Source organism: Sorangium sp. So ce1014 (assembly GCF_051521505.1).
Lineage (GTDB): Bacteria > Myxococcota_A > Polyangia > Polyangiales > Polyangiaceae > Sorangium.
Window position 1 is genome coordinate 9,530,571 of sequence record NZ_CP150356.1, and the last position, 26,750, is coordinate 9,557,320.

The window sequence follows — 26,750 nt, forward strand, 5'->3', positions numbered from 1 at the left end:
AATGAACGGCCGCAACAGTGACATGGGCCGCAACGGCGGCGGGGACTACGACGATCGCGACTTCGGTCGCACGCCCGACCTGAACGCGGACGCCCCGGGGCGCCGCCGTACGGGCCGGAAGCGCGTCTGCCGCTACTGCGCGGACAAGGCGTTGATCATCGACTACAAGGACCCGCAGGCGCTCAAGTACTTCATCTCCGAGCGCGGCAAGGTCGTCCCGCGCCGCATCAGCGGCAATTGCGCGCGCCACCAGCGCAAGGTGACCCTCTCGATCAAGCGCGCGCGCAACATCGCGCTCTTGCCGTTCACCGTGACGGCGTAGGAGGTCGATCATGGCAACCCACATCCATGTGGTCCTCACGGAGGACCTCCACAACGTCGGCAAGAGCGGCGAGCTCGTGAAGGTTCGCCCCGGTTTTGCGCGCAACTACCTCATCCCGCGCGGCCTCGCGATCGGCGCCACCGCCGAGAACGTGTCCCGGATCGAGCACGAGAAGCGGGTCGCCGAGTCGCGGGCCGCCAAGACGCGCGCCGAGGGGGAGCAGCTCGCGGGCAAGCTCAACCAGGTGAAGCTCACCATCAGCCGCCCGGTCGGCGAGGGCAACAAGCTGTACGGCTCGGTCACGGCGCGCGACATCGAAGAGGCGCTCGCCGCGCAGGGCTTCAGCGTCGACCGGCGCCGCATCGAGACCGACACGATCAAGACGCTCGGGGCCCACGCCGTCGTGATCCGCCTCGCCCCGTCCATCACGGCGTCGGTCGAGGTCACGGTCGCCGCCAAGTAGCGCCCGGAAGCGCGGCTCGCCCGCGCTTCCACCTCGCCCGCAAAGCGCGGCTCGCCCGCGCTTCCACCTCGCCCGCAAAGCGCGGCTCGCCCGCGTTTCCACCTCGCCCGCAAAGCGCGGCTCGCCCGCGCTCCCGCCGCCCACGGCCGCCTCACCCGCGCTTCCGCCTCACCCACGCCCGCGCGACGTCGTGCCCCCGCGCCACCGCGCGCAGCAGGAGCGCCGGGTCTGCCCACCGCGGTTGCTCCTCCCACACGAGGCTCGCCAGCATCCCGGCGCAGAACGCATCCCCCGCCCCCGTCGGATCGAGCGGCCGGACCGGGCGCGGCGCGACCGCGCGCTCGCCCTCGGGGCCGAGCACGAGCGTCGCCCGCGCGCCGTCGGTGACGACCAGCGTCGCCTCGGGCCGGAGCCGCTCGCGGAGCGCGCGCGCCGTCATCCCCAGCACGTCGAGGTCGCCGGTGCTGCACTTCACGAGGTCCGCCTGCGCGAACAGCCGGAAGCAGCCGCGCACGCCGACGTCCGCCCCCGCATGCGGCGCGACGCGCCCGGCGCGCGGCCACATCCGCGGGCGCGCGTTGACGTCGACCGAGACGGCGCACCCTTCGCGGCGGGCGCCCGCGGCTGCCCGCGCGAGCGCGCCGATCGCCCCGCGCACCGGCGCGATCCCGGTGAAGTGCACGACCCGGGTCTGCCAGCGCGCCGGCAGCGCCGCGGCGAGCGCGCGCGCCTCGAGCTCCCCCTGCCGGTAGCCGACGAAGCGCGCCTCGCCGCGCGCGATCGCCACGAACATCAGCCCGGTGCGCGCCGCGCCCAGCGCGAGCCGGCCCACATCGACGCCGGCCGCGGCGACCTCATCCTTCAGCCCCCGCCCCAGGGCATCGTCGCCCAGCGCAGCGCACAGCCCCGAAGGCACGCCGAGCCGGGCAAGCGCCGTCGCGGTGTTCACCGCGCCGCCCCCCGGCACGCGGCGCAGCAATTTTGCCCGCTCTAGCGGAATGCCCTCCGGCGCGTGGAGGTCCCACAGCGCTTCGCCCACGCAGACCACTTCGGTGGGTTCAATCCTTGTTTGACGCGTTTTGTGATCCACAATGGCGGCTCCCCGCGACGGCGCATGCCCGGGCGCGAAGCGTCATCGCAGCTGAGTCAAGCGGGAAAGGAAATGGCGATGAGACCGGGGTTGCTCAATTTCCGTACCTTGCGGCCCTCGGCAGCGCCTCGGCGCGCCGCTGCCCCGCGATCGGAGCGGCGCCCCTCGAACGTGGAACCTGCATTGGGATGCCCACCGCACGAACGCTCACTGCAATGCAAACAGAAACCCTTCTCAGGGCAGCCCATGTTCTGATAGACGGAAATCGACCCTGCACCCGACGCCCCGAAGGACCGTTGCGCCTTCGGGGCGTCGCCCATTTCGGAGCCTGTGGAAAAGCTCGGGGCGGGATGGGGGTAATCGGTGGGGAGGAGATGCACGGATGATGAGAATGATGGATCGCCGGGGCCAGCGGCCTCAGAGGGTCGAGCCTCCCATCGTCGCCGGACGTGTGCCGCCGCACGACCTCGACGCCGAGGCGGCGGTGCTTTCGGCCATCCTGCTGCACCGCGACGCGCTCGATCGGGTGCTCGAGATCCTGAAGGCGGAGCATTTCTACAGCGAGGCGAACAGCCGCGTGTACGAGGCCGCGCAGGAGCTCGCGTCCGCCGGCACGCCCCTCGACATCGTCTCGGTGGCCTCGTGGCTGCGCGACCGGGAGCGCCTTGCCCAGGTGGGCGGCGCGGCGTACCTCGCCCAGCTCGCGGACGCGACGCCGGCGGTCGCGCACGTCGGCGCGCACGCGCGCGTCGTCTACGAGAAGTGGCGCGTGCGCCAGCTCATCGCCACGTGCCAGCGCGTCGCGGCCGAGGGGTACGGCGACGTCGGCGTGGTGCAGGAGTTCATCGACGGCGCGGAGCAGTCGGTCTACCAGCTCGCGCGCACGCCCCAGGGGACGGCGACGCAGCCGCTCGCGCAGGTGCTCAAGGCCGCGTTCGAGCAGATCACCGCGGCCGCGGAGCGCGGCGACCGCATCACGGGCATCTCGACCGGGTACGAGAAGCTCGACGCCAAGACGGCCGGCCTGCACGACGGCGACCTCACGATCATCGCCGCGCGCCCCGGCATGGGCAAGACGTCGTTCGTCCTCAACCTCGCCGTGAACGTGGCGTCGCCGCGCACGGTGAGCTCCCCCGGCCCCGACCAGGCGGGGCACGGCATCGAGCGGCACGAGCCCGGCTTCGGCGCCGCCGTCTTCTCGCTCGAGATGCCGCGCGAGCAGCTCGCGACACGTATGGTCTGCTGCGAGGGCCGCGTCGACCTCGGCAAGCTCCGCCAGGGCTTCCTGCAGCCCGACGACTGGCGCCGCCTGACCGAGGCCGCGTCGTTCCTCTCGACCCTGCCCGTCTGGGTCGACGACACGCCGGCGATCACCCTCCTCGAGCTGCGCGCCAAGGTGCGGCGCATCCAGGCCGAGTACGACCGGGCGCCCAGCGACGGCAACTCGGGGCGGCGCATCGGGCTCGTCGTCATCGACTACCTGCAGCTCATGAAGGGGCGGGACGGCGTGAACAGCCGCGAGCAGGAGATCAGCGAGATCTCCCGTGGGCTCAAGCAGCTCGCGAAGGAGCTCAAGGTGGCGGTCATCGCGCTCTCCCAGCTGAACCGCGCGGTCGAGACCCGGACCACCAAGGACAAGCGCCCTCAGCTGTCGGACCTCCGCGAGTCCGGCGCGATCGAGCAGGACGCCGACAACATCATCTTCATCTACCGCGACGAGTACTACAACGCGGAGACGACCAACCACAAAGGCATCGCGGAGCTCATCGTCGCGAAGCAGCGCAACGGGCCGACGGGCAAGGTGATGACGCGGTTCACCGCGTCGTGCACCCGGTTCGACAACCTCGCGCCCGGCGACTACCCGGAGATGGCGGACGACGAGTAGCCGAGCCGCCGGCGGCGTGACCGCCACCGATCGGTCCTGACCCAAGCCGCGCCGCGGCCGCGCATCGGAACAGCACCGATGATCCGCTCGCCCGAGAGCTCCCTCCGCCCCCCCGCTTTCCCCGCGCGCGCCTGGCGCGCGGCGCGCCGCTCGCTGAGCCCTGCGGGCCTGGCCGCCCTCGCGCTCGCCAGCGCGACCTGCGCGCCGCCCGTGCAGGGCGGCAGCGTCGTCGTGTCCTCCGGCGCGGCCGGGCGCCTCGGCATGCTCTGCCGGTGGGGGCACGGCGGCGGGGAGCAGGGCGAGCTCTGCCCGAGGGCCGAAGGCGCGGCGCGGCCGGCGCGCGTCCGGCGGATCACGGGGCCCGCGGACGCGCTCTCGGGGCCGCTCGCGGCGGGGCGGCGCGGCGACTACGTGCTCGAGAACGACGAGATCGCCGTGGTCGTCGATCAGCTGGGCCCGGGGACCGGCCTCGCCGAGAGCGGCGGCCACCTCATCGACGCGGCGGACGCGCGGGCGCGGCGCGACGAGCTCGGGCAGCTCGTCCCGCGGATCGGCGCGCCGCCGCGGCAGGTGCTCTACCGCGACATCGCGACGGGCGCCGGCGAGGACGGCGCCGCCTGGATCGAGGCGCGCGGCGAGGTGCGCGGGCGCGAGCTCGCCGGCGGCGCGCTCTCCGTCACCACCCGCTACACGCTCGGGGCGCAGGGCCGGGCGGTCGTGATCGCGACGTCGCTCCGGAACGACGGCGACCGCCCGGTCGAGGCGCTCGACCTCGGCGACGTCGTCCACTGGGGGTCGACGGAGCACGTCGCGCCCGGCGTGGCGCCGGGGCACCGCGGCGAGCACGAGGCGCCGTACCTGGCCGGCGTCGGGGCCGGCGTCGCGTACGCGCTCGTCCCGGCGGACGGCGCGACGATCCGCGCGCGGAGCGGCGCCGGCTTCAGCGACGCGACGTTCGCCTGGCAGGCCGCGCTGCCGCCCGGCGGGCGCGCTGCCTACCGGCGGGTCCTCGCGATCGCGCCCCGCGGCGACTCGCTCGCCGTCGCGACGGAGGTCTTCTTCCTCCGCGGCGGCGCGCCCGGCGGGGTGGCGCTCGCGCTCGTGGACGCCCGCGGCGCGCCGCTCCCGCCGCTCGCCGGCAGGGCGACGCTGACCCCGATCGCCGAGGGCGGCGCCGCGCCGGCCGCCGGCGCGCTCGAGCTGTGGTTGCGGACCGGCGAGGACGCGCCGCTCGCCGCCGAGGCCCCGCCCGGCCTCTACCTCGTCGGCTTCGAAGGGAGCGGCCGCCGCGCGCTCGGGAGCGCTCGGATCCGGATCCGCGCCGGCGAGATCGCCCCCGCGCGGCTCGCGCTCTCCGGCGCCGGCCGACTCGACCTTCAGCTGCAAGAGCGCGGCGCCCCGGAGCCCGCCGTGGACCCGGAGCTCCTCGGTCCGTTCACGCCGGCGAAGGTCAGCCTCTTCGACGCCACGACAGGCGAGGCCGTATCGCCGCCCCACCTTTCGCTCACGGGCGAGCTCCAGATCTCCCTGCCCCCGGGGCGGTTCCGGGTCGTCGCCTCGCGCGGGACCGAGTACGCGCTGGCCGAGGCGACGGTCGACATCGCTGACGGCGGCAGGTCGCGGCTCGATCTCACGCTGGCGCGGGTGGTCGACACGTCGGGCTACATCGCCTGCGATCTCCGGCAGCACACCGCGCAGAGCGCCGACGCGGGCGTCGACACGACCGCGCGGATCGTGTCGAACCTGGCGGAGGGCGTGGAATGCGCGGTGGCGAGCGAGCACAACCTCGCCCCCGCCTCCGATCTCCGGCGGGACATCGCCCTCCTCGGGCTCGAGTCGCAGCTGCGCATGCTCCCGGGCGTGGAGCTCACGAGCGGCCGGAGCGGCGCCGGGCTCGGGAGCCTCAGCGTGTTCCCGCTCGGCGCGGAGGCGGCCGCGCCCCGCGAGGGTGCGCTGCGGTGGGTCGACGAGACCGCGGGGGAGATCCTCCGCGAGGTGCGCGCGCTGCCCGGCGAGCGCGTCGTCCAGGTGAGCCGGCGCCACGGCGGCGGCTCACCGCTGCACGGCGGCGGCTCACCGCTGCACGCGCCCGGGGCGCCGCAGGGCGCGCCGGACGAGGGTCCGAGCCGGCTCGCGCAGATCGTCGGGGACGGCGCCGGCGCCGATGCCGTCGAGGTCTGGACCGGGCGCGAGGTTGCCGCGCGGGACCGCGCGCTCGAGGAGCTCTGGGCGCTGCTCCGCGCGTCCCGCCCGGTCACGCCGACGGCGACCAGCGACACCCACGGGCTGCACGGCGCGGAGGCGGGCTATCCGCGCACGTACATCGCCGTGGCCGACGAGGATCCGGGCCGGCTCGACGTGGCCGACCTCGTCGCGGGCCTGCGGCGCCGGCGCGACGTCGTGATCACGAACGGTCCGTTCGTGACGATGCGCCTCGGCGACACGCGTCAGGGCGGCGTCGCCTCGATGCGGCGCGGGTCCCGCGGCGTGCCGCTGTCGCTCTCGATCCGCGTCGAGCGGGCCCCCTGGGTCGACGCGCGCGAGCTCCACGTGCTCGTCGGCGGCGTCGCGAGCGGCGCGCCGATCCCCCTGGAAGGCGCGCGCACGACGCCCGCGGGCGCGCTCCTCGACGAGATCGCGATCCCCGTCGTCCTCGGAGCCGGCGGCGGGCTACGGCCGCCGCGGCGGGGCGCCTCGGCCGGCGGTGCGCCCGGCGACCAGCGGCCTGGGCAGAGCGCGCGCGGCGCGATCTCCATTGCCGAAGACACCTTCGTGGTCGCGATCGTCCGGGGGCGGCGGCCGCTCGAGCCGGTGCTCACCGGGGATCCGGGCGAGATCCTGCCGTTCGCGATGACGGCGCCGCTCTGGATCGACGCCGACGGCGACGGCCGCTCCCTCGGCCGCGCGGTGGAGCCGTGAGCTCCGTGGCTCCCCTCCTCTGTAGACGTACGGGTGCATGGTTCGAGCAAGGGCATAGCGAGTTGCGGATCGGCCGCAGGGTGCCCAGCCGCCCGGCCCCGCTAGACGGCCGGGCGGAGCGTCGGGGGCAGCTGCTGGTTGGGCCGTCTCCTCCCGGACCTTGGTCGCTGGAGCGGTGGCGGAGCCTGACAATCGCAGCGGGAAGCCGGAATTTAACGCAAAGGCGCAAAGGCGCAAAGACGCAAAAGGCAAGGGAGGGGGAAAGGAGTCATTCCTGCACTACGTCGGCCACGCGGTGGATACCCTGCCTCACGCTCACCAAGCGCGAAGGCAAGCGCCTCTTCGTAGACTGTTTGGAGCAGCCCCGGGCCTCCAAGGAATGCACCTCGATCGCCGCATCGACGACGAGCTTGGCCATCTCCTTCTCGGCCATTCTCTCTCCGTCGTTTTGCGCCTTTGCGCCTTTGCGCCTTTGCGTTGAATTCTGGCTGCTCCACAGGATCTGCGCTGCGCGTACGGAGAACGTCTCGATCGGTTGGCGCTGAATTGGGCTTCCGGGCAGCGTGGTCGCGCGTACCGCCGTCGTGTGAGACTCCCGCCGTCGTGTGAGACAGGTCTCGCCTTGCTCGCTCGCGTCCGGGGAGCAGGGCTCGGGGCCGGACGTGCTGCTGCAAGCCGGCCGGCGGCTAACCTGGCGACGCCCGCAGGGGCCGCCTCAGCTCACGAGCTCGCCGTCTCCCGCGCCGGCCTTCTCTTCTTCCTCTTCGCCTTCACCCACCGCCGGCCGCCCCGGCTCCTCCACGCTCGACCCCTCGCCCGCGGTCACCCCGCCATACCGCTTGCCGGCCCGCTCCGAGGCCTTCAGCACGGGCCCGCGGATCGTCTCGACCGCCTCGGCCGGCGCATCGGAGAGCTCCAGGTTGGAGAGCACCGCGGAGACGACCCGGAACCACTGGCTGCGCGCCGCCGCGATCGTCGCCCGGGTCACCGGCGCCGTCTTTTCCTTCGCGGCGAGCTCGTCCCGCTGGTGCTCGATCGCCTCGAGCTCCTTGCCCGTCTTGATCCACCGCTGCGTCGTGTGGAGCAGCGTTGTCTTCCCGGCCGCCGGGATCCCCTTCAGGAGCTCGCCGATCGACGGCTCCTCGTCGAGGAGCCGGGCGATCCGCGCTGTGTTGCCCGCCTCCGCGGTCGGCGAGGCCTTGATGATGGTGAGCCCGTTCGGAAACAGCCTCGGTTGCACCTGGTCGCAGGTCGCGGCGCGCTCTCGCTCCGGAGGGTCCGCTCCGAGGCAATGCTCGCGGTGCGCGTCGATACCCCAGCACACGGCCCTGGCGAGGTGATCGTGGCGCTCGTCGACCCGCGCGACCTCCTCGTTCAAGGCGCTCATCCTGGCCGATGGCCCGGCCTTGCTCGGGCGCACCGCGAGCACGGCCTCGTGGGCTGTGATCACCTTCGGGTGCAGGCCGGCGATCTCGGGGATCGAGAGGAACAGCCGCTTCCGTTGCGCGCTCTCGACCCACGGGGACAACAGCGCAACCATCTCTTCGATCATCAGGTGCTTCAACATCGCAAAGACCTCCTCGTTTGGGGTACAGCGTGTCCGGTCAGGAGATGACGAGGCGGCGAGCCCGTCAAGCGGACCGCCGGTTTCCGACGGATCGAGACCAACCCGGCCGCCTGAAAAGGAGGTGTCACGGAGGTCACGACCAGCGCTGGCGCTCGTTACGAGGCCGCCGAAAGGTCACGACCCATCGCGGAGGATCTTTTCAGGCCTGAACGAAGGTCCCAACCGAAGAAATTGAATTTTTTCATACAAATGAACAGGTCCCGACCGGTCCACCGGCTCCCCACGAGCCTCCGCGCCTGGTCGAGACCACGCGGGGGACAGCCGAACGATCGGTCGTACCGGGTGGACGGCACCGCCGGCTCCTCTCCTCCAGGTAGAAGCGCCGCGAAATACGGGCTCGGCTGCCCACGGCCCGAGTCCACGCCGGCCGCACTTCACGCGTTCGGCCACCTGGGCGGCGGCGCCTCCTGTGCTCGATGCCCGTCGTGCTCGACGCGCTCGGCGTTCCAGAGCTTCCACATGCGGCGCCGCATGTCACCTACGCTTGCATACATGTTTTTTATCTAACAAACAAGGGCGCACGAGGTCACTTCATTTCTTGACCAGAATCGAGCATCACGCTACACATATCTCCGCCCGGCTGGCTCGATGCCGGGCACCGTCCGGCTTGATGCCGGGCAAGCAATAAGGAGTCTCGATGTCACCTGGCCCGACGTTCTTCTCGACCTTCAATGAGACGACGGTGAGGGATAGGTTCGTCGCTGCCCTGAAGCGTGCGTACGACACCACCTGTGAGCACCATGTTGCGGACCGGGGAAGCAACGAACAGATGTTCGGATTCAACCTTTACGGTTTCGCAGTCCACGAGTTAATCAAGGAGGCGAAGGATTCCGGAAGCTCTATCAAGCTGGCTAGTCGGAATCCAACTTTTCGCCTGAAGGTGAATGAGTACGAGATCGCCTGCCACAGAGTTGGGCACCACGCAACAGAAGACATCATGAAATGCCTCCCCAAGAACGAGGGAGCTGTCAGCAAGATGCACGAGATTCAGCTTTGGCTTCGTGGCCTCGATCTTGGGCTGGACAAGGCGCGGAAGCTGGTGCTCGGGCACTTGGGCAACAATGAAGACGGCTTCGAGGCAGCCTACCTCTGCTTCCCAGGCACGACAAAGGGGAAAAGGATCACGAGCTGGGCCTATGCCCATCCCATTTGGGTCAAGGATCAGCATCCCCTTCCAGTCGCCGTCACCCAGCAGAACGGCCATCGTGCCCCGGATGAGAAGATAGAGGATCTCAAGCCCAAGCGCCGAGAAAAGAAAGACAAGGGCGATGGATCGCAAGGGAACGAATGAACCGCTTTTTCCGGTTGGCAGCTCCAACCTACATCTAGCGACTCATTTATTTTCGCCAACGCGACTCACGCTTGCCCGTGAACTACGTGGACTAACCAAGGCCGAATTAGCTAGCCGAATCCAGAAGACCCCCGCTGCGGTCGGCCAGTTCGAGGCAGGCCGAGCGAAGCCTGAGGCAAAGACGGTCGCCGCCATGGCTCTGGCCCTCGGAGTTCCGGTTGGATTCTTCGCTTATCGACCAGGTGCAACACCGCTGATGACGGCAGAAGAATGTCACTTTCGCAGCCTTCGAGCGGCGAGCCAGCGGGAGAGGCGTCGTGTTCTAGCTGCCGGAGTGCTTCTTTGCGACCTGGTCACTGAGCTAGAAGAAGAGATCGAATTTCCGCATGAACAGGTCAGCTCCGCGGCCTGCACAGCAACAACGGCCGAGGACATCGAACAATGTGCCGCGGCAGTTCGTCGACACTGGGGGCTTGGCCTCGGACCGATCCCGAACATTGTCAAGCTACTGGAGAGCAAAGGCATCATCGTAACGGTAGTCCCAAAAACCTGTAGAGAAATCGACGCATTTTCTGCCTGGCACACGAGACGGCCAATCATATTCTTAGTCGATCACACTGAACCCAGTCGGGTGCGCTATGACGCAGCACACGAACTCGGACATCTCGTAATGCATGTAGACGTAACCCCAGGAAGCCCTGAATTGGAGCGTCAAGCGAATCGGTTTGCAGCGGCGTTCCTGCTTCCGCGCGAGTCCTTTTTACCAGAGTGCCCTGGCTGGCTGAACTGGGACCACTTCTACGAGCTTAAGCAACGTTGGCGAGTATCTGTTCAGGCTCTAGTGCGACGCGCGTACGACCTCGGACGCATCTCGGAGGCAACGTATCGCCGCGCTTTCGTGCAGTTGAATGCTAGAAACGAACGGCTTCGAGAAATGTTTGAGCCCCCACCGGAAGTACCCACCATGATTGCGAACGCCCTTCAGGAGGTTCAACAAGATCTGCCGCTATCGAAGATTGCAGAAAAGCTGTTTCTTTCCGAAGCGGACCTTTCGATCATCAACCTACAGCTGTCCAACGCGACGTCGTAAGTAGCATGCGGCGGGACGGCGCCGAGTTCGCCCCTGAGCCGCTCGCTCCCGCGCTACGCTGTGCAGTTCATGAAGGACATACACCCATCAGCTGCTGGAGCGTCCGTCTGTTGTTCAGTATGGGGCACAGTTTGGCGGGACCGTTCAGTGGTCCGGGTGTTCATCAACCATGTGGTTGGCGAACAGTCCTCGTCCAGAAATCCGCTGCACCGCGACGATTTCGCTTGGCCACGGCGACGACACCGTGCGCGCCGGCGTGCTCCGCGACCGCTGCGGCTGCAGCGGCGGAGGGGGCCATGCCGAGCTCGCGCCCATGCTCCTCGTCGCCCGCACGGCTCGCGAGTTCGGCCAGGTGGATGACGTCACCATCGACCGCCCGAGCTCGTGCTCGCGGACCTCGACGCCGCAGCCGCGCTGTCTGCTCGGGCGCGATGTACGGTCGCCGTGCATCGTGAGCGGGGCGTTCAGCTCGCCAGGAGGCTGAAAGCAAGTGCTGATCGAACGCGAGCGCAAGTCGATCACGGCGCCGTCCGCCTCCGCCGTCGGTGACGCGTTGGGGATGGTGCGCCCGTTCGGAGCGAGCGCCCGGGGGGTCGAGACCCCGCGGCGGCGTCGCCCCGGCCGATCGCGCGAGCAGCGCGTCCGCCTTGCCACGACCGCGCCCCCCTGGATCGACGCCGACCGCGACAGCCGCTCCTCCGCCCGCGCGGCCGACCCGGGACCGCCCCCGTCGGTTTTCGTTTGCCTCCCGCGCGCACGGGCAACATGGACCGCGGCGCATGCGAACCGAGCGGCTCGCCGCGGACGCGGCATCCATCGCACGGGCCGCCGAGATCCTCCGACGCGGAGGGCTCGTCGCCTTCCCCACCGAGACGGTCTACGGGCTCGGCGCGCGCGCCGACGACGCGCGCGCGGCGCGCGGCATCTTCGAGGCGAAGGGCCGGCCGCCCGGCAACCCGCTGATCGTCCACGTCTTGGATGTCGCGGCCGCCCGCGCGCTCGCCGACGCCTGGCCGGCGGACGCCGAGCGCCTCGCGCAGGCGATGTGGCCGGGTCCCCTCACCCTCGTCGTCGCGCGCCGGCCCGACCGCGTCGCCGACGACGTGGCCGCCGGCGGGCCGACCGTGGCGATCCGCGTGCCCGTGCACCCTGTCGCGCGCGCCCTGCTCGACGCCGTCGCGCTGCCGATCGCCGCGCCGAGCGCCAACCGCTCCACCGAGATCTCGCCGACCACCGCCGAGCACGTCGAGAAGAGCCTCGGCGGGCGCATCGACGCCATCCTCGACGGCGGACCGACCGCCGTCGGCATCGAGTCCACCATCGTCGACGTCACGACCTCACCGGCGCGGCTGCTTCGCCCAGGGCACGTGGCCGCCGAGACGATCGCCGCCCTCGTGCCGCTCCAGACGACCGCCGGGCTGATCACCGCCCCGGCCGAGCGCGCCCCGTCCCCGGGGACGCACGCGCGCCACTACGCCCCGCACGCGCAGGTGGCGCTCGTCCCCGCGGAGGCCGTCCGCGGCGAGATCGAGCGCGCCGCGCGGGCCGGCGCGCGCGCCGGCGCCATCGAGCACGGCCGCCGCACCGCGACCGGGCCGCACGCCGAGCTCCTCCCCGCGGATCCAGCCGGCTATGCGGCGGCGCTCTACGCCGCGCTGCACCGGCTCGAGGACGCCGGCTGCGACGTGATCGTCATCGCCGCCGTCCCCGAGGACCCGGCGTGGGACGCCGTGCGGGACAGGCTGACGCGCGCCTCCGCAGCCCCCTGAGCCGGCCGCGCGAGCGGCGAACAACGCTGGGCGAACAACGCTGGAAGAGGGCCTCCGCCGCGCCCAGGTGGGTTTTCATCCCCCGCGCTGGCGGTTTGTGGCAAATCAGGGTCGCCCACCCGCCGGGTGAGCTACCTTCCCTCGCCCGTCTCGCCCGTCTCGCCCTTCCTCGTCGACCCCATGCCGGCAACGTCCCGCGCCGCCGTCCCCAGCCTCGCCGCCGTCGGCCTCGCCGCCGCGCTCGTCGCCGCCCCGCCGGACGCCGGCGCCAGCCTGCTCGACGAGCCGCCGAAGCGCGCGAGCTTCAACCTGAACGAGACGGTCGCGCCGGAGCTGCCGCTCCTCCGCGCCTTCCGCAACGCCGCCGTCGAACGCCCCGGCCCGCTCCGGCTCTACATGAGCAGCGCGTACGGGAAATGGCAGCAGCAGCCGTGGTGGCAGCTCGCCTGGGGCAACGCGCGCCCGGACGCCGCCGACCTCGGCGAGCGCAGCCTCGCCGCCGCCGCCCCCGGCGCCCCGGCGTTCGCGAGCGCGTACTCGCCCCTCTCCCCGTTCGAGCCGCCCGGATCCCTTCACCTCGATCCGGCCGCGCCGGCGTGGCTCCGCCAGCTCGATCCGATCCTCGGCCCGCCGTTCCTCGCGACCACGGGGCCGAGCCTCTCGTCGAACGGCTTCGATCTGCTCTGGGACCCGCCGAAGAAGCAGCCCCCTGACTGGCGCTGCCGCCGGGGCCCGGTCCAGTTCGCCCGGTACGGCGGACAGCACGACGCCTTCGAGCTCGTGCGCTGCGACGGCTCCGTCGCGCCCGGCGCGCTCGATCGCCTGTCGATCATGGCGCGCCCCCCCGAGGCGCCGGACCCGGGCGAGCTGCTGCCCGACGAGCCCGACGAAGGCACGTGGCAACGGGCGCTCGAGTGGGTGCCCCAGGTCCGCCTCGTCCACCCGCGCCTGCTCTGGGCGCTCCAGCAGATCGCCGACGCCTTCCCGCGCCGCGGGGTCCACATCTTCAGCGGCTACCGGCCGCGCCCCGCCAGCGACGGGCCGGCGCGGGGGAAGGCCTCCGGCGGTCACCACAGCCAGCACGCCGAGGGGCGCGCCATGGACATCCTCGTCATGGGCGTCCCGAACGCGGCGCTGTTCCAGTTCTGTCGCACGCTCGACGACGTCGGCTGCGGGTTCTACCCGAACAGCAAGTTCGTCCACGTCGACGTGCGCCGCCCCGGCACCGGCCGCCTCTTCTGGATCGACGCCTCCGGGCCCGGCCAGCCGTCGGAGTACGTCGATTCCTGGCCCGGCGTCGTCGAGAGCGGAGGGCTCTCCCGGGGAGCACAGGGCGCGCGCTCCGGCGCGCCGGCGCCTCGCTGACGTCGCCTGCCCGCGGGCGCCCTCGCACCTCCTCCGGGCTTCACCTGCGCTATCGGGCAGCGCCGCAGTCCATTCCCGTTCCGGATGGAGAAAGCTCCAGGGCGCGGCGAGCTTGCCTCCCCGGGATCGGTGTTAAGCTTGGGTTCCCCCTGGGCGCGCGGCGCACGATCGAGGGCGGAGCTCGGAGAGCCGGGCTTCGCTCCCGCACCTCCGGCGGCCAAGGCCGCCCCGCGGTCGCCCCGGAGAAAAAGGTGCGAAATGGGCGAGTTGCGGACAGGGATGGTTGAGAAGATCGCGGCGCTGCAGGACTTCGCGCTCTACCGCGATCTCGCGTGGGAGGGCTCGTTCGAAGAGTACCTCCAGATCGTGCGCCAGAACCCGCAGGTGACGCGCAACGCGTTCCAGCGGGCGTACGACATGATCATCCGCTACGGCATCGAGGAGTACACGGACAACAAGAAGAAGCTCATCCGGTACAACTTCTTCAAGGATGAGATGCACGGCGGCGCCGACGCCGTGTACGGGCTCGACATCCCGCTGATGCGGCTCGTCCACGTGCTCCGGGCCGCCTCCGAGGGGTACGGCCCGGAGAAGCGCGTCATCCTGCTGCACGGCCCGGTCGGCTCGTCCAAGTCGACGATCGCCCGGCTGCTCAAGAAGGGGATCGAGCACTACTCGACGACCCCCGACGGCGCGCTCTACACGTTCGACTGGGTGAACCTCGACGACGTCGGCATGGCGGGGACGGAGAGCGCCCGCTTCAAGTGCCCGATGCACGAGGAGCCGCTGCGCCTCGTCCCGCCGTCCTGGCGCGACCGCGCGTTCCACGAGCTCGGCCTCTCGAGCCCGCAGTTCCAGGTCCGCTCCGAGGGCGACCTCGACCCGGCGTGCCGCTTCATCTTCAACCGCCTGATGGACAAGTACGGCGGCGACTGGTCGAAGGTGATGCAGCACGTGCGCGTGCGCCGCCTCGTGCTCAGCGAGAAGGACCGCATCGGCATCGGCACCTTCCAGCCGAAGGACGAGAAGAACCAGGACTCGACCGAGCTCACCGGCGACATCAACTACCGCAAGATCGCCGAGTACGGCTCGGACTCGGACCCGCGCGCCTTCAACTTCGACGGCGAGTTCAACATCGCGAACCGCGGCATCGTCGAGTTCATCGAGGTGCTGAAGCTCGACGTCGCGTTCCTCTACGACCTGCTCGGCGCGTCGCAGGAGCACAAGATCAAGCCGAAGAAGTTCGCCCAGACGGACGTCGACGAGGTCATCATCGGCCACACGAACGAGGCCGAGTACAAGAAGCTCCTGAACAACGAGTTCATGGAGGCGCTCCGCGACCGCACGATCAAGATCGATATCCCCTACATCACGAAGGTGTCGGAGGAGATCCGGATCTACGAGAAGGACTTCAACAAGAACAAGATCCGCGGCAAGCACATCGCCCCTCACACGCTCGAGGTCGCCGCGATGTGGGCCGCGCTCACCCGGCTCGAGGACCCGAAGAAGCACAACCTGTCGCTCGTCCAGAAGATGAAGCTCTACGACGGCAAGGTCCTGCCCGGCTACACGCAGGACACCGTGAAGGAGCTCCGCAAGGAGGCGTCGCGCGAGGGCATGGAAGGGATCAGCCCCCGCTACGTGCAGGACAAGATCTCGAACGCGCTCGTGAACGACCTCGGCGAGGGGACGATCAACCCCTTCATGGTCATGAGCGAGCTCGAGAAGGGCCTGCGCCACCACTCGCTCATCACGAACGACGAGCAGCGCAAGCGCTTCACCGAGTGCATCGGGATGGTGAAGCGCGAGTACGAGGAGCTCGTCAAGAACGAGGTGCAGCGGGCGATCAGCGCCGACGAGGACGCGATCCAGAAGCTCGCCGCGAACTACATCGACTCGATCAAGTCCTACACCCTGAAGGAGAAGGTGAAGGACCGCTTCACCCGCGAGGACGTCGAGCCGGACGAGCGGCTCATGCGCTCGATCGAGGAGAAGATCGACATCCCCGAGAACCGCAAGGACGACTTCCGCCGCGAGATCATGAACTACATCGGCGCGCTCGCGGTCGACGGCAAGAAGTTCGAGTGGCACACGAACGACCGGCTGCGCCGCGCCCTCGAGCTCAAGCTGTTCGAGGACCAGAAGGACGCGATCAAGCTCCAGACCCTCGTGTCGAGCGTCATCGACAAGGAGACGCAGGAGAAGATCGACATCATCAAGACCCGGATGATCAAGTACTTCGGGTACAACGAGGTCTCGGCACGCGACGTGCTCGACTACGTGGCCAGCATCTACGCGCGCGGCGACACGAAGTGACCCGGCGGCGCGCGTAGAGGCTGACCGGGCGCGGCGCCTCGCCCGCGCCGCGCCGCGGTCAGCCGTCCCGCCTGAGCTTCGCGATCTCGCGCTCCAGGGAGGCCACCGTCCGCTTGAGGTCGCGGACCTCCTCGACGGTCGCCAGGCCCATCGCCTTGGCGAACGTCTCCCTCTGCTCCGCCGTGAACGAGGAGACCCGGCCGGGCACGCTCATCGCGGTCATGAACAGCCGCATGAACCGCTCGTCCTGCATCAGCTTCGCCACGTTCGGGTTCGCGGCGAGCTTCAACCCCTCGGAGACCAGCTTGTCCTTCAGCGCCATGCGCGCAGCCTAGCCGACTTTCGAGCGGGCGCGTCAGCCCGCGCGTCAGCCCACCTCGACGAGCACCGCGGTGATGTTGTCCCGCCCCCCGCGCCGATTCGCGAGCTCGATGAAGAGGTCGACCGCCGTGTCGCCGCCCTTCGAGGCGATGCTCGCGATCTCCTCCTCGGCGTGGAGATAGCCGTGCAGCCCGTCGGAGCAGAGGAGGTATCGATCGCCCGGCTCCACGGCCACGATCGAGGTGTCGACCTCGACATAGTCCCTGTTGCCCACCGCGCGCGTGATCACGTTGCGGTGAGGCGAGCTCTTCGCCTCGTCCGCCGAGATGAGCCCGTTCTTGATCTGCCACGCGATCAGCGTGTGATCCTCGGTCATCTGCACCGCGGTCCCGTTGCGGACCTGGTAGATGCGGCTGTCGCCCACCTGGCCGGTCACGAGCGCGCCGCCGACGATGAGCGCCGCGCTGATCGTCGTGCCCATGCCGCTCTTGTCGCGGTCGAGCTCGGCGATGGCGAAGACCATGTACGTCGCCGCCTGGATCGCGCCCTCGAGGATCCGCAGCACGGCGCGCGCCTTGGGCTGCGTCAGCGGCTCGTCAGGGTCGCCGATGGCCGGCAGGCCTCGCTTGACCATGCCGTAGATCGTCTCGACCGCCTCGGCGCTCGCGACCTCGCCGGCCGCGTGCCCGCCCATGCCGTCCGCGACGATGTAGAGACGGAGCTCGTCGTCCCGGAAGAACGCATCCTCGTTGGCGCGTCGATGGCGCCCGACGTCGGTGCGGCCAAATGATTCGATCCTCATCGAGCTTGCCCGGTCCTTCGAGCGCCGCCCGGTGGGGAAAGCCCCGAGGCGTCGGCGCGACTGTCGCACGATAAACTTCTTCAGCGGGGCCTGTCGAGTGGGCGAGGGCTCGGTTAGGATGGATGGGCCAGCCATGGCACGAAGCTTCTCCGCGACCTGTGGGCCGGATGGCCTTCGCCACCACCTGGCCGACCTGCGCAACGCCGTCCCTTCGGCCTCGGGCGGGGTCGTCTTCGTGTCCGGGCAGCTCGCCCAGCGCGCCTCGGGCGTGGCCGAGCTCGTCCGTAGCACCTGGCGCGGCACCCCCGCCTGCGTGGTGCCGGCCGCGGGCGTGCTCAGCGAGCGCGGCGAGATCGAGGGGGACACCGGCGCGAGCGGCGTGCTCTGGTCCGGCGGTCGGGTCACCCCGTTCGCGCTGCCCGAGCGCGCCGAGGAGCCGGGCCGCCGCCTGCGCGAGCCCCTCGCCCGCACCATCGGCCACCGCTCCGCGACCGCCATCGTCTTCGCCCGGCCCGGGGCGTTCGCCCCCGAGATGCTCGAGGCGTTCGCCTCCTGCGCGCCCGGCGCGTGCCTGTTCGGCGCCGGGACCGCGTCCGGCTCCGCCATCGGCGTGACGTCCGAGGGCGAGCTGCTCGAAGGCGCGGCGATCGGCCTCGCCATCACCGGGTTCGCCCCGCCGATCGTCGACGCCTCGCCCGCCGCCAGGCTGCTCGAAGGCTTCCACCCCATCGAGGACGTGAGCGGCGGGGTCGTGCTGCGCGCCGGCGGGCGGGCGGCGCTCGACCTGCTGTCCGCCGCGACCGCCTCGCTCGGCGAGCCGCCCAGCCCCCAGCAGCTCGTCCTCGCCGCGCTCGCCGACCCGCTCGATCCGCGCGGCGGCACCGCGGAGCCGCGCGGCGAGGCCGCGGAGCCCGCGGCGGCGCTCCGCTCCGAGCGTTACGTGCTGCGGCCGATCCGCGGGGTCGATCCGGCGCGGCGCGGGCTCCTGCTCGGCGACGACGCGAGGCCCGGCGTGCGCCTCGCCTTCGCCGTGCGCGACGCCGCCGCCGCCCGCGCCGGGCTCGAGGGGATCGCCCGGCAGGTGTCCCGGAGCGCGCTCGGGTCGGCCCCCCGCTTCGCGCTCTACCTGAGCTGCGCCGGGCGCGGCCAGGGCCTGTACGGGGCGCCGGACGTGGAGGCGCGCATCCTGCGCCAGCGCTTCGCGGATCTCCCGATCGCCGGCATGCACTCGAGCTTCGAGATCACCCCCTGGGCGCCGGGCCAGGCGAGGCTCGCCCTCTACACCGGCGTGCTCGCGCTCTTCCGCGCGCCGAGCTGAGCGCCGGCTCCCCGGACGCCGGCTCCCCGGACGCCGCGCGCGTCAGCGCTCGCGGTACACCGCGACCACGGCGGCCGCTCGCCGCTTCACCTCGGCATGAAGGGTCGCGTAGCGCGGCTCCGCGCGCAGGGACGCGAAGACGGGGCAGCGCTCGATCCAGATCAGGTCGAACAGGCCGTCGGCCAGCGAGAGATCGAGCGCGGTCAGCGCGAGCTCCGACTTGCCGACGAAGGCCGCGATCTCCGCCTGGAGCTGCCGCAGGAACGACGTGCGCCGCAGCGCCGTGACGCCCGGGCCCGCGCCCTGCGCAGGCGCCGAACGGACGTCCGACAGCCGGTCCTCCAGGACGTCGTCGATCAGCGACAGGAACGGATCGGGGGCGTACGGGAAGGCGTCACGCACGCGCTTCTGCGAGAGCGCCTCGACGACCTCCGGGGCGCGCTGCCACATCGCGCGGCGCATCCACAGGATGGCGTGGCCCGAGGTGCTGGCCCCGGACGGCAGCGCGGCGATCACGGCTTCACCCTCCGCCCACTGGTCCAGGAGCGCGTGCGCGCGCGCCAGCGCGTAGGCCGCGAGCACCACGTCCGGATCGCGCGCCAGCGCGGACCGCGCCCGCCGCGCGCCGTCCTCGAACGCGCCGCACTCGAGCAGGATGCTGGCGATGAGGCCCTCCGCCTCGGCGTTCCCGGAGCGGGACGCGAGCGCCGCCTTGAGCTCCCGCATCGCCCCGACCACGTCGAGGCGCTGGAACCGCACCGACGCCATCGCGAGCCGCGCGTCCGGCAGCTCGGGCGCCGCGGCGACGGCGCGCGTCGCCGCGTGCGTGGCCAGGTCGCCGCCCTGATCCGTGAAGAACCAGAAGCGCGAGCGCGCGAGCGCGTAGGCCGACAGGATCATCGGATCCTCGGGCGTGCGCTCGAGCGCCTGCTCGAAGAGCGCGATCGCGCGCGCCTGGTGCTCCGGCCAGAACCTGCGGTACTCGTGGCGCCCGCGCAGGAACAGGTCGAGCGCGACCGGATCGCTCGGTGACGTGCGGCTCGGGGCGGCCCCGTCGAGGGTGAGCGCCGCCGCGACCGCCTCGGCCACCTCGTCGTTGATCCGCAGCACCTCGGTCTCGGGGCGGTCGAAGCGCTTCGCCCACAGCTGGAAGCCGTCGGCGACGGAGACGAGCCGCGCGCTGATCCGCACCGTCCCGTCGCGCCGCCGCACCGAGCCGCCGACGACCATCTGCACGCCGAGCTCGCGCCCGAGCTCGCGCGGATCGACCTCGCCGCCCGGATGCCGCGAGGCCGCCCCGCGCGGCCTCACCCGCAGGCCCGGGGTCATCGAGAGCGTGTCGATGAGATCATCGGTCAGCTCCTCGGCCAGGTACGCGTCCGACGCCGAGCCCTGGTTCGTGAACGGCAGGACCGCGACGCTCTTGCCGCCCGGATCGCCCGTCCCGGAGACCGACCCCGAGATCGCCGTCCGCTCGTGCGGCGGCGTGAACGCCGGCGAGGCGACCGTGGCCGGACGCGTGAGCGACGCGAGCTCCTGCGCGACGCTCTCGACCGACGCGTACCGGTCGTCACGAGAGCGCGCCATGCAGCGGAGCACCACGCGCGAGAGCGCGTCGGGCAGGTCGGCGCGCCGGTGCCGCGGGTCGGGCGGGTCGGCGATGAGGCGCGCCGCGGCGACGGCGAGCGGCGCGTCGCCCTGCCACGCGCGCTCGCCCGTGAGCATCTCGTAGAGCATCGCGCCGAGCGCGTAGAGGTCGGCTCGCTCGTCGATGTCCGTGGCGCCCTGCACCTGCTCGGGCGCCATGTACGCCGGCGTCCCCAGGACCGCGCCCAGCGTCTTGCCCGCCTCGCCGTCCGGCACGATCGCGCGCGCGATCCCGAAGTCGGTCAGGACGACGCGCCCGTCGCGCCCGAGCAGCACGTTGTCCGGCTTGAGATCGCGGTGGATGACGCCGGCCCGGTGCGCGGCCTTGAGCCCCGCGCACACGCCCTCCACGATGTCCATGGCGCGGGTCACGGCGAGCCGCCGCTCGCGCGCGACGAGCGCGGCGAGCGGCTCGCCGTCGATGAACTCCATCGTCAGGAACCGGTCGCCCTCGTGCTCGCCGATGTCGAAGACGCGCGCGACGTTCGGGTGCGTCACCTTGCGCGAGAGCCGCACCTCGCGGCGGAACCGTTCGAGCACGTCGGGCGCGCCGCTGAGCTCACGGCGCAGCACCTTGACCGCGACGACCTCCGCGAGCTCCAGGTCGCGGGCGCGGTACACGCTCCCCATCCCGCCGATGCCGACCAGCCCGAGGAGCTCGTACCGCCCGGCGAGGACCTGCCGCGGGCCGGTCGCCGCGGCGGCGCTCGCGGACTCGGCCCCCTGCCGGGCGCCGCTCGCCGACTCGGCCCCCTGCCGGGCGCCGCTCGCCGGGAGCGGGGTGTCGTGGATCGTGTCGTCCTTGAAGCTCTGCGGCATAGGGGAATCCGGGCGACCGTCGCCCCCCACGCACCGAGGTTAGCCCAGGATGGGCGGGTCGACACCGGTCGTCGCGAGAGATCGAGCGCGGAGGTGCTAGTGTCCGCCGACCATGGTAGAGGCGTCGAGCGCCATCGCGGTGGAATCGCTCTCGAAGACGTACCGGGTCCACGAGCGCGCCCCCGGCTTCTCCGCCATGGTGCGCTCGGTTTTCCGGCGCCGCACCCGGTTGGTCCACGCGGTCGACGACCTCTCGTTCTCGATCGCTCCGGGCGAGCGCGTCGGCTTCCTGGGCCCGAATGGCGCCGGTAAGACAACCACGCTGAAGGTCCTCGCCGGGCTGCTCCACCCGTCGGGCGGCCGGGTCCGGGTCGCGGGCTTCGTCCCGCAGCACCGCGAGGCCGGCTTTCTCAAGCGCATCACCCTCGTGATGGGCCAGAAGCAGCAGCTGCTCTGGGATCTCCCGCCCGTCGAGACCTTCGCCCTGAACCGCGCCATCTACGGGATCAGGGATGCGGATTTCAAACAGACCCTGGGTGAGCTGGAAGACCTGCTCGGGATCGCCGCGATCGCCACGAAGCCGACACGGCAGCTCTCGCTCGGCGAGCGCATGAAATGCGAGCTCGCGGCCGCCCTGCTGCACCGGCCGGAGATCCTGTTCCTCGACGAGCCGACGATCGGGCTCGACGTCGCGATGCAGCTCGGCGTCCGGGAGTTCATCCGCCGCTACAACGAGCAGCGGCGGGCCACGGTCGTGCTCACGTCCCATTACATGGACGACGTGGCGGCGCTCTGCCCTCGGGTCATCGTCATCGACAAGGGGAGGCTGCGTTACGACGGCGACCTCGCGGCGCTCGTCCGCAGCGTGCGGCCTCACAAGCGGATCGCGCTGCGCTTCGGCGGTCCGGTCGACCGGGCGCTCCTCGAGCGGGTCGGCGCCGTCCTCTCGCTCGAGCCGGGCCGCGCGGTGCTTCAGGTGTCGCAGGAGGAGCTGCGGCCGGCCATGTCCTGGCTGCTCAGCCAGACCGACATCGCGGATCTCACGGTGGAGGATCCTCCCCTGGAGGAGGTGATGCGCGAGCTCTTCGCAGGCGCGGAGCCGCCGGGCGAGCGGGCGGGCGCCGCGGGCGAGGCCGCCTCGTGAGCGTGAGCGCGCTCTCCAGGGCGGCGCGGGCGTTCCCGACGCTGCTCCGCGTCGGGCTCGCGGCCGCGATGGCGTACCGGGCCGAGATGCTGATCTGGATGCTCACGACGACGATGCCGCTCGTGAGCCTCGCGCTCTGGTCGGCGGTGGCCGCGAGCGCCCCGGTCGGCCGCTTCGGGGCGAGCGACTTCACCGCGTATTTCCTGGCGATCCTCATCGTCCGGCAGATGACCGGCTCGTGGCTCGTCTGGGAGATGAACATGGAGATCAAGAGCGGCGCCCTCTCGCAGCGCCTGCTCCGGCCGATCCACCCGCTCGTCGCCTACGCCGCCGACAACCTCGCCGCGCTGCCGCTGCGGGCGGCGCTCTGCCTGCCCATCGCGGTCATCGCCCTCGCCGTGACCTCGGGCGAGCGGTTCCACCCGACGCCCCTCGATCTCGGGATCTGGGCGGCGTCGCTCGTCGGCGCCTGGATGATCAACTTCTTCACGATGGCGCTGATCGGCTCGCTCGCGTTCGTGATCGAGAGCTCGACCGCGGTGTTCGACATCTACCTTGCGGCCTTCATGGTCTTCGCGGGCTACCTCGTCCCGCTCGAGCTGTTCCCCTCGTGGCTCGGCGACGTCGCGCGGGTCCTGCCGTTCCGGTACAGCCTCGCGTTCCCTGTCGAGCTCATCACCGGCCTGCTCGACCCGGGCCGCGCGCTGACCGAGCTCGCCGTGCAGTGGGCCTTCGCGGCCGGCACCGCCGCCGCGGCGCTCGTCGCGTGGCGCGCGGGCGTCCAGCGGTTCTCGGCGTTCGGCGGGTGAGCGGCGTGCGTTATCTGCGGTTGCTCGCGACGCAGCTCCGGGTGTCGCTCGCGCTCGGCATGCAGTACCGGTGGGATTTCCTCCTCGGCGCGGTGATGACCGTGGTCTGGACGCTGGTCGGGCTCGTCCCGCTCCACATCGCGCTCGTCGGCCGACCGCCGATCCATGGCTGGACCTACGAGCGCGCGCTCGTGGTGGTCGGGTGGTTCACGCTGCTCAAGGGCGTCCTCGAGGGCGCCGTGAACCCGTCGCTCATCAGCGTGGTCGACCAGATCCGGAAAGGCACGCTCGACTTCACGCTGCTCAAGCCGGCGGACGCGCAGTTCCTCGTCTCCACGGCCCGGTTCGAGGTCCGCAAGGTCGTGGACGCCGCGGCCGCGGCGGCGATCTTCGTCTATGCGTTCACGAAGATGGGCCGCGCCCCCGCGCCCGCCCACCTGGCGCTCTCGCTCGGCCTGCTCGTGACGGCGACCCTGGTGCTCTACTCCATCTGCATCCTGGTCATCTCCGCCGCGTTCTGGGTCGTGCGCCTCGACAACCTGGCTTACCTCTTCAACTCCCTCTTCGATTTCGCGCGCTGGCCGGTCACGATCTTCAACGGATTCTGGCGCATCGCGTTCACGGTCATCGTCCCGCTCGCCCTGATGACCACCTACCCGGCGGAGGCGATGCTCGGCACCATCGCCCCGCGCACGGCCGCCGCCGCAGCGCTCGGTGCGCTCGCCTTCGGCGCCGTGGCGCGCGCGGTGTGGAAACGGGCGATAGGACGGTATACATCGGCGTCGAGCTGAGCGTCGCGAGGGCTTCCGGCGCGCTGCGCGGGGCACTAGGCTGACGGGCTGGCCTCCCTGGGCGTGAGGAGGGCCGGCGGCATCGGGAAGGAGACATGGTGAAGAACGGAGGGCTGACGCTCGAGGAGTTTGGCCGGAGCCTCGTCGAGCTCACGATGACCGAGGACGTGATTCGACGGCGGGCGATAGCCCTCCTTTCGCTCGCGCGCCGCGAGGAGAGGGAGCTCAAGGTCCTCGGGAAAATGTCGCGTCTCACGGTCGATTTCCAGGCCGGCGACGCGACGGTGATGCGCGGCGTGAGCGGCGCATTCGATGTCTCGATCCCGCAGACCCTGACGGTCCGGGTCGACACGGCCGGGGAGGCCGAGGCCGCGGAGCACCGGCTCGGCGCGACGATCGTGCTGCGCATCACGCCGAGGCCGTGCGCGCCGCTCGGGATCTACCTCGACATCGCGGAGCCGGGGGCGGAGTCGGTGCAGTTCGCCGAGTCGCAGGCCGGCTCGAGGGACTACCTGCACGCCCGGATCGAGGAGGAGGTGCGGAAGGAGCTCCTCCGCCTCGTCAACGCCCGGATCGCGGAGACCGGCGCCGAGCGCACCGTCGATCTGGAGGAGCCGCTCGCGCGCGCGCTCGGGCTCGCCGGGGCTGAGCCGGGCGGCCGCGAGGCGCCGCCGCCGAGCCGGCTGCGCGGGGCCGGCGCCGCGCCCCAGGAAGCCGCCGCGGCCCAGCAGGACGCTCCGACCGACGAGCTTGTCGCGCAGCTCCGGATCATCGGGAACGCCATGCCCATCCAGGTGTGGACATCGCGCCCGGACGGCCACCTGAACTTCGTGAACCGGGCCGTCCTCGACTACTTCGACCGCACGGAAGAGCAGGTGCTCGGCGAGGGCTGGCTCGGGGTCGTGCACCCGGATGACGTCCAGAAGACGGTCGCGAGGTGGACCCGGAGCCTGCAGACGGGGGAGCCGTACGAGACGGAGTTCCGCCTGTGGCGGACGAGAGACCAGACCTACCGCGAGCACGTGGTGAGCGCGCAGCCGCAGCGCGACGCGGCGGGGAACATCGTCCTGTGGATCGGCGGCACCACCGACGTGGCCGACGTGCGCCGGGCCGTGGCCGCCCTGCGGACGAGCGAGGCGCGTTACCGGCTCTTCGCGGAGGCGTCGAACGAGGGCATCTGGTCCTGGAACATCCGCGAGGACACGACGGAGTGGAGCGATCGCATGCTGGAGCTGATGGGCGTCAGCCGCGAGGCGTGGGGCGGGACGTTCATGAGCTTCTTCGAGCGCGTGCACCCCGACGACCGGAGCGCCGTCCAGGCCGCGCTCAAGGCGCACCTGGAGGAGCGGCGGCCGTTCGAGATCGAGTACCGGATGCGGCACGAGGACGGGGAGTACCGCGACATGTTCATCCGCGGCATGGCCGAGTGGGACGAGCGCGGCGTGCCGTTCCAGATGGCGGGCGGCGCGACGGACGTCACCGAGCAGAAGCGCCATCAGGCCATGCTGAAGGAGCGGCTCGAGATCATCGAGCAGCAGCAGGAGGCGATCCGGGCGCTGTCGACGCCGATCATCGAGGTCTGGAAGGGTGTCCTGACGATGCCTGTGCTCGGCGTGCTGGACGAGCAGCGCTCGCAGCAGATGATGGAGGTGCTGCTCGACGCCGTGGCGCGGACCCGGTGCCGTCACGCGATCATCGATCTGACCGGGGTGAGCGCCCTGGACGCGGGCACGGCCGATCATGTGCTGAGGCTGATCGACGCCGTCGCGCTGCTCGGCGCGCAGGGCATCGTGGTCGGCATCCGGCCCGAGGTGGCGCAGACGGTGGTGTCGCTGGGGCTGGATCTGTCGAACATCAAGACGCTCTCGAACCTGAGGGAGGCGCTCCTCTTCGCCATGCAATCGAGCGGGGTGTCCGTCCGGAGGCGGCGGAGACGGAGGGCAGCGCGCGAGGACGCGGACGACGCGCCGAGCGCGCGGGAGCCGCTCTCGGCGCGCGGGCGGTGACGGGCGGCGGGCAGGCGCATCCATCGGCGCGAGCGGCCGGCGCGGGCGGCGATCACCTGAGCCACGTCTCGGCCCGGAGCCGCTCGACAAGGAAATCGACGAACGCCCGCACCCTCGCCGCCGCGCGCCGGCCCTCGGCGTGGACGACGTGGATCGGGACCGGCGGGGGCTCGAACGCCGGGAGCACGATGGAAAGGCGGCCGTCGCGCAGCTCCGGGCCGATCTGATAGGAGAGCACCCGCGCGAGCCCCCGCCCGGCCACGGCCGCCGCGATGGCGACGTCGGCGGTGTTGACGAGGAGCTGCGACGGCGGGAGGACCTTCTCGACCCGCGCGCCCGACGCGAACGACCACTCCTCGGGAGAGCCCGTCTGCGAAAAAGAGACGGTGTCGCGCTGCGCCAGGTCGGCCGGCGCCGCGGGCGCGCCGCGCGCGGCCAGGTAGCCCGGCGACGCGCAGACCACCCGCCGCACCGAGCCGACGCGGATCGCGGTCAGCGACGAGTCGGGCAGATGGGCTATCCGGACGGCGACGTCGAGCCCCTCGTCGAGCATGTCGACGATGCGATCGACGAGCAGCGTCCGCGCCGACACGCGCGGATGGCGCGCCAGGAAGTCGAAGACGACCGGCGCGACGAACATCCGGCCGAACAGGACCGGCGCCGTCACCCCGACCTGCCCGCGCAGCGCGGCGTGGGACCCGGCCGCCGACGCCTCGGCCTCCTCGAGCTCGCCCAGGATCCGCTTGCAGTCCGCGAGGAACCGGGCGCCCGCCTCGGTCAGGCGGACGATGCGCGTGGTGCGGTGCAAGAGCCGCGTGCCGATCCGCTCCTCGAGCGCGGAAATGGCCCGCGTCACCGCCGGCGGCGACATCGACAGCCGCCGCGCCGCGGGCGCGAAGCCCTCCTCCTCGGCGACGGCGACGAACACGCGCAGGGTGTCCAGGCGATCCATCGGA

At 71.4% G+C, this 26,750-nt stretch carries 20 protein-coding genes and 1 pseudogene; 14 read left to right on the forward strand and 7 right to left on the reverse strand.

Going from position 1 to position 26,750, the window contains the following annotated elements:
• Nucleotide 1 precedes the first annotated feature (1 nt).
• Both rpsR and rplI read left to right on the forward strand, forming a co-directional pair.
• Entirely contained in the window at nucleotides 2-322 is a 321-nt protein-coding gene (gene rpsR / locus WME75_RS36185) for a 30S ribosomal protein S18 (RefSeq protein WP_437480642.1), read from the forward strand.
• 10 nt (nucleotides 323-332) lie between these two features.
• Nucleotides 333-785 carry a 50S ribosomal protein L9 gene (gene rplI, locus WME75_RS36190; RefSeq protein WP_437480644.1) on the forward strand — a complete coding sequence of 151 codons (453 nt, stop codon included), beginning with the start codon at nucleotides 333-335 and terminating at the stop codon, nucleotides 783-785.
• Nucleotides 786-936: 151 nt separating this feature from the next.
• Here the strand turns inward: rplI and WME75_RS36195 are convergent, their stop codons facing one another.
• Nucleotides 937-1,875, reverse strand: a complete 939-nt coding sequence (locus WME75_RS36195) for a PfkB family carbohydrate kinase (RefSeq protein ID WP_437480646.1) — start codon at nucleotides 1,873-1,875, stop codon at nucleotides 937-939.
• Nucleotides 1,876-2,257: 382 nt separating this feature from the next.
• On the opposite strand from WME75_RS36195, the gene dnaB reads away from it, so the two are divergent.
• Both dnaB and WME75_RS36205 read left to right on the forward strand, forming a co-directional pair.
• The gene (gene dnaB, locus WME75_RS36200) at nucleotides 2,258-3,760 is read left to right on the forward strand and encodes a replicative DNA helicase (protein WP_437480649.1); all 1,503 of its coding nucleotides are present in this window, start codon (nucleotides 2,258-2,260) and stop codon (nucleotides 3,758-3,760) included.
• A 78-nt stretch (nucleotides 3,761-3,838) separates the two neighbouring features.
• Nucleotides 3,839-6,679 carry a hypothetical protein gene (locus tag WME75_RS36205; protein ID WP_437480651.1) on the forward strand — a complete coding sequence of 947 codons (2,841 nt, stop codon included), beginning with the start codon at nucleotides 3,839-3,841 and terminating at the stop codon, nucleotides 6,677-6,679.
• Between the two features lie 268 nt (nucleotides 6,680-6,947).
• Here WME75_RS36205 and WME75_RS36210 read toward each other — a convergent pair whose 3' ends face one another.
• Nucleotides 6,948-7,112 (reverse strand): hypothetical protein, encoded by a 165-nt coding sequence (locus WME75_RS36210; RefSeq protein WP_437480654.1) that lies wholly within the window; start codon nucleotides 7,110-7,112, stop codon nucleotides 6,948-6,950.
• A gap of 282 nt (nucleotides 7,113-7,394) precedes the next feature.
• Nucleotides 7,395-8,246, reverse strand: coding sequence for a hypothetical protein (locus WME75_RS36215; RefSeq protein ID WP_437480657.1), 852 nt, complete (start codon nucleotides 8,244-8,246; stop codon nucleotides 7,395-7,397).
• Nucleotides 8,247-8,943: 697 nt separating this feature from the next.
• Here WME75_RS36215 and WME75_RS36220 point away from each other — a divergent pair.
• The 5 genes from WME75_RS36220 (at nucleotide 8,944) to WME75_RS36240 (ending at nucleotide 16,137) form a co-directional block, all read left to right on the forward strand.
• The gene (locus tag WME75_RS36220) at nucleotides 8,944-9,597 is read left to right on the forward strand and encodes a hypothetical protein (protein WP_437480660.1); all 654 of its coding nucleotides are present in this window, start codon (nucleotides 8,944-8,946) and stop codon (nucleotides 9,595-9,597) included.
• Nucleotides 9,575-10,687, forward strand: a complete 1,113-nt coding sequence (locus WME75_RS36225; protein WP_437480662.1) for an ImmA/IrrE family metallo-endopeptidase — start codon at nucleotides 9,575-9,577, stop codon at nucleotides 10,685-10,687. Before WME75_RS36220 ends, WME75_RS36225 begins: the two co-directional genes overlap by 23 nt.
• A gap of 779 nt (nucleotides 10,688-11,466) precedes the next feature.
• Nucleotides 11,467-12,456 (forward strand): L-threonylcarbamoyladenylate synthase, encoded by a 990-nt coding sequence (locus WME75_RS36230; protein WP_437480663.1) that lies wholly within the window; start codon nucleotides 11,467-11,469, stop codon nucleotides 12,454-12,456.
• A gap of 126 nt (nucleotides 12,457-12,582) precedes the next feature.
• Nucleotides 12,583-13,821 (forward strand): YcbK family protein, encoded by a 1,239-nt coding sequence (locus tag WME75_RS36235; RefSeq protein ID WP_437480665.1) that lies wholly within the window; start codon nucleotides 12,583-12,585, stop codon nucleotides 13,819-13,821.
• 258 nt (nucleotides 13,822-14,079) lie between these two features.
• Nucleotides 14,080-16,137 carry a PrkA family serine protein kinase gene (locus WME75_RS36240; protein WP_437480667.1) on the forward strand — a complete coding sequence of 686 codons (2,058 nt, stop codon included), beginning with the start codon at nucleotides 14,080-14,082 and terminating at the stop codon, nucleotides 16,135-16,137.
• A gap of 58 nt (nucleotides 16,138-16,195) precedes the next feature.
• Here the strand turns inward: WME75_RS36240 and WME75_RS36245 are convergent, their stop codons facing one another.
• Together WME75_RS36245 and WME75_RS36250 are read right to left on the reverse strand one after the other, a co-directional pair.
• Entirely contained in the window at nucleotides 16,196-16,459 is a 264-nt protein-coding gene (locus tag WME75_RS36245; RefSeq protein ID WP_437480669.1) for a hypothetical protein, read from the reverse strand.
• Nucleotides 16,460-16,504: 45 nt separating this feature from the next.
• Nucleotides 16,505-17,260, reverse strand: coding sequence for a PP2C family protein-serine/threonine phosphatase (locus tag WME75_RS36250; RefSeq protein ID WP_437480672.1), 756 nt, complete (start codon nucleotides 17,258-17,260; stop codon nucleotides 16,505-16,507).
• 133 nt (nucleotides 17,261-17,393) lie between these two features.
• On the opposite strand from WME75_RS36250, the gene WME75_RS36255 reads away from it, so the two are divergent.
• A complete protein-coding gene (locus WME75_RS36255; RefSeq protein WP_437480675.1) occupies nucleotides 17,394-18,578 on the forward strand; it encodes an FIST C-terminal domain-containing protein in 1,185 nt (394 codons plus the stop codon).
• 42 nt (nucleotides 18,579-18,620) lie between these two features.
• On the opposite strand, the gene WME75_RS36260 is transcribed toward WME75_RS36255, so the two are convergent.
• Complete coding sequence (locus WME75_RS36260; protein ID WP_437480678.1) at nucleotides 18,621-21,044, reverse strand: protein kinase domain-containing protein; 2,424 nt, start codon at nucleotides 21,042-21,044, stop codon at nucleotides 18,621-18,623.
• A gap of 235 nt (nucleotides 21,045-21,279) precedes the next feature.
• On the opposite strand from WME75_RS36260, the pseudogene WME75_RS36265 reads away from it, so the two are divergent.
• The 4 genes and pseudogenes from WME75_RS36265 to WME75_RS36280 all read left to right on the forward strand — a co-directional run.
• Nucleotides 21,280-22,188: pseudogene (locus WME75_RS36265) on the forward strand (ABC transporter ATP-binding protein); the annotation flags it as partial.
• Nucleotides 22,185-22,997, forward strand: a complete 813-nt coding sequence (locus WME75_RS36270; RefSeq protein ID WP_437480681.1) for an ABC transporter permease — start codon at nucleotides 22,185-22,187, stop codon at nucleotides 22,995-22,997. The pseudogene WME75_RS36265 and the gene WME75_RS36270, both read left to right, overlap by 4 nt.
• A 5-nt stretch (nucleotides 22,998-23,002) precedes the next feature.
• Complete coding sequence (locus WME75_RS36275; RefSeq protein ID WP_437480684.1) at nucleotides 23,003-23,788, forward strand: ABC transporter permease; 786 nt, start codon at nucleotides 23,003-23,005, stop codon at nucleotides 23,786-23,788.
• Nucleotides 23,789-23,883: 95 nt separating this feature from the next.
• On the forward strand, nucleotides 23,884-25,794 hold the full coding sequence (locus WME75_RS36280; protein WP_437480686.1) for a PAS domain-containing protein: 1,911 nt from the start codon (nucleotides 23,884-23,886) through the stop codon (nucleotides 25,792-25,794).
• A 52-nt stretch (nucleotides 25,795-25,846) separates the two neighbouring features.
• Here the strand turns inward: WME75_RS36280 and WME75_RS36285 are convergent, their stop codons facing one another.
• Nucleotides 25,847-26,746 carry a LysR family transcriptional regulator gene (locus tag WME75_RS36285; RefSeq protein ID WP_437480689.1) on the reverse strand — a complete coding sequence of 300 codons (900 nt, stop codon included), beginning with the start codon at nucleotides 26,744-26,746 and terminating at the stop codon, nucleotides 25,847-25,849.
• Nucleotides 26,747-26,750 lie beyond the last annotated feature (4 nt).